The sequence below is a fragment of the Mycobacterium sp. genome, from assembly GCF_044342925.1.
Lineage (GTDB): Bacteria > Actinomycetota > Actinomycetes > Mycobacteriales > Mycobacteriaceae > Mycobacterium.
This window is the reverse complement of the sequence record NZ_JBIIOV010000245.1, coordinates 1-3272: the sequence shown is the minus strand read 5'-3', so window position 1 is coordinate 3272 and position 3272 is coordinate 1. Positions and strand designations below refer to the sequence as shown.

The following is a 3272-nucleotide window of genomic DNA, read 5'->3' as shown; positions in this document are numbered from 1 at the left end:
CTTGCCGCCGGACTCCAGAACCGCTGCCTGACGGCGCATTTCGTAGCGGACGGCCACCTCGACGCTCTTGAGCGAGTTCACGTTCTTGGTCTCGGTGCGAATGCCGAACTCGGACTGCGGATCCGGCCGCAGCGACACGTTGGCATCGCACCGCAGCGACCCCTGATCCATCCGGACATCGGAAACATCCAAGGCGCGCAACAGGTCCCGCAACGCGGTCACATACGCGCGGGCCACCTCCGGCGCACGCTCCCCGGCACCTTCGATGGGTTTGGTGACGATCTCGATCAACGGCACGCCGGCCCGGTTGACGTCGAGCAGCGAGGTGGTGGCGCCGTGGATGCGGCCGGTCTCACTGCCGACGTGGGTCAGCTTGCCGGTGTCCTCCTCCATGTGGGCGCGTTCGATGTCGACGCGGAACACACCGCCATCCTCAAGAGGAACGTCGAGGTAGCCGTTGAACGCGATCGGCTCGTCGTACTGCGAGATCTGGTAGTTCTTCGGCTGGTCGGGGTAGAAGTAGTTCTTCCGCGCGAACCGGCACCACGACGCGATCTCGCAGTTCAACGCCAGCCCGATGCGGATGGCCGACTCGACGGCGGCCCCGTTCAGGGTGGGCAGCGCACCGGGCAAGCCCAGGCACACCGGGCACACCTGGGTGTTGGGGTCGGCGCCGAATGCGGTGGCGCAGCCGCAGAACATCTTCGTCGCCGTCGACAACTCGACGTGCACCTCAAGGCCCAGCACCGGGTCGAACCGGGCCACGACGTCGTCGTAGTCGAGCAGGGAGGCGTCGGTTCCAGGAGAAGAAGACGTCATCATGGGTGACGATCCTAGTTGGGCAGTCCCGGCCCGCTCGCCGAGCGTGGCAGGCTCAGCCGAAGAAGGCGGCGGCGTCGTCGTAGCGGCTCTGCGGCACGGTCTTGAGCGTGCGAACCGCGTCGGCCAACGGCACCCGGCCGATCTCCTCGCCGCGCAGCGAGACCATCATTCCGTACTCGCCGGCGTGGGCGGCGTCGGCGGCGTTGACGCCGAACCGGGTGGCCAGCACCCGGTCGTAGGCGGTCGGAGTGCCGCCGCGCTGGATGTGGCCCAGCACGGTCACCCGGACTTCCTTGCGTATCCGCTTCTCCACCTCCTGGGCCAGCTGCTGGGCCACGCCGGTGAACTTCTCGTGACCGAACTCGTCGACCCCGCCGCTGCGCAGGTCCATCGATCCCTCGGCCGGCTTGGCGCCCTCGGCGATCACACAGATGAAGTGGGACATGCCGCGCTGGAAGCGATGCTTGACCAGCCGGCACACCTCTTCGACGTCGAACGGCTGCTCGGGGATCAGCGTCATGTGCGCCCCGGCGGCCAGGCCGGAGTTCAGCGCGATCCAGCCGGCGTGGCGGCCCATCACCTCGACCAGCATGACGCGCTGGTGGGATTCCGCGGTGCTGTGCAGCCGGTCGATGGCCTCGGTGGCGATGGTCAGCGCGGTGTCGTGGCCGAAAGTCACGTCGGTGCAATTGATGTCGTTGTCGATGGTCTTGGGCACGCCCACCACCGGCACGCCCTCCTCGGAGAGCCAGTGCGCCGCGGTCAGGGTGCCCTCGCCGCCGATCGGGATCAGCACGTCGATCCCGTTGTCCTCCAGGGTCTGCTTGATATCGCCGATCCCGGCGCGCAGACGGTCCTTGTTGGTGCGCGCGGTACCCAGCATGGTGCCGCCCTTGGCCAGCAGGCGCGCATTGCGGTCGTCGTTGTGCAGTTGGATGCGCCGGTTCTCCAGCAACCCGTTCCAGCCGTCCTGGAATCCGACGACCTGAGACCCGTACCGGGCGTCGCAGGTGCTGACGACCGCACGGATAACCGCATTGAGGCCGGGGCAGTCGCCACCGCCGGTCAGAACTCCGATGCGCATGATCTACATCTAACCCGGTCGGGTCTGGGTTAACCGGTTAAACGGCCGATGGCAGTGGGCCGCGTGCCGCTTCGTAGGCCGCGCCGACCCGATACAGCCGGTCATCGGCCAGCGCGGGCGCCATGATCTGCAGACCGACCGGCAGTTTGTCGTCGGATGAGAAGCCCGACGGCACTGACATACCGCAGTGCCCTGCGAGATTCAGCGGCAGGGTGCACAAGTCGAACAGGTACATCGCCAGTGGATCGTCGACCTTCTCGCCCAGGCGGAAGGCGGTGGTGGGGGTGGCCGGCGACACCAGGACGTCGACACTCTCGTAGGCGGTGTCCAGGTCGCGGGCGATCAGCGTGCGGACCTTCTGCGCCTGGTTGTAGTAGGCGTCGTAGTAGCCGGCCGATAGGGCGTAGGTGCCGATCATGATGCGGCGCTTGACTTCCGGGCCGAAACCGGCGGCACGGGTGAGCGCCATGACCTCTTCGGCGCTGTGGCTGCCGTCGTCGCCGACCCGCAGGCCGTAGCGCATGGCGTCGAAGCGGGCCAGGTTGCTCGACACCTCCGACGGAAGGATCAGGTAGTACGCCGACAGCGAGTGGTCGAGGTTGGGGCAGTCGACCTCCCGGACCTCCGCGCCAAGCGCGGTCAGTTGCGCGACGGCGTCGTTGAACGACTCCAGCACTCCCGGCTGGTACCCCTCGCCGCTGTGGAGTTGCTTGACCACACCGATGCGCACGCCGATGAGATCGCCTGTGGCACCGGCGATGGCCGCACCAACGACGTTGGGAATCGGGACGTCGAGCGAGGTGGCGTCATGCGGGTCGTGTCCGGCGATCACCGCGTGCAGCAACGCGGTGTCGAGCACGGTTCGTGCGCACGGGCCGCCCTGATCCAGCGACGACGCGCAGGCCACCAGCCCGTAGCGCGAGACCGTCCCGTAGGTGGGTTTGACGCCGACGGTGGCGGTGAGTGCTGCAGGTTGTCGGATGGACCCGCCGGTATCGGAGCCGATGGCCAGCGGCGCCTGGAACGCGGCCAGTGCGGCCGCGCTGCCGCCGCCGGACCCGCCGGGCACCCGGTCGGTGTCCCACGGATTGCGAGTGGGTCCATAGGCGGAGTTCTCGGTGGAGGACCCCATGGCGAATTCGTCCATGTTGGTCTTGCCCAGGATCGGGATGCCGGCCCCGCGGATGCGGGCGGTCACCGTCGCGTCGTAGGGCGACATCCAGCCTTCGAGGATCTTCGACCCGCACGTGGTGGGCATGTCGGTGGTGGTGAACACATCCTTGAGCGCCAGTGGCACCCCGGCCAGTGGCGAGGGCAGGTCATCACCGGCGGCCACGGATTTGTCCACAACGGCCGCGGTGGCGAG

General features: G+C 67.8%; 3 protein-coding genes. All 3 read right to left on the bottom strand.

Annotated elements, in window-relative coordinates; all coding sequences use genetic code 11:
• Positions 1 to 822: Asp-tRNA(Asn)/Glu-tRNA(Gln) amidotransferase subunit GatB (gene gatB, locus ADBZ6I_RS16775; protein ID WP_526385847.1), on the bottom strand; the 822-nt coding region annotated here is incomplete at its 3' end.
• A 52-nt stretch (positions 823 to 874) separates the two neighbouring features.
• Positions 875 to 1906 (bottom strand): 6-phosphofructokinase, encoded by a 1032-nt coding sequence (locus ADBZ6I_RS16770; RefSeq protein ID WP_526385845.1) that lies wholly within the window; start codon positions 1904 to 1906, stop codon positions 875 to 877.
• A gap of 37 nt (positions 1907 to 1943) precedes the next feature.
• Positions 1944 to 3272 (bottom strand): Asp-tRNA(Asn)/Glu-tRNA(Gln) amidotransferase subunit GatA (gatA, locus tag ADBZ6I_RS16765; RefSeq protein ID WP_526385843.1); only part of this gene is annotated, 1329 nt, incomplete at its 5' end.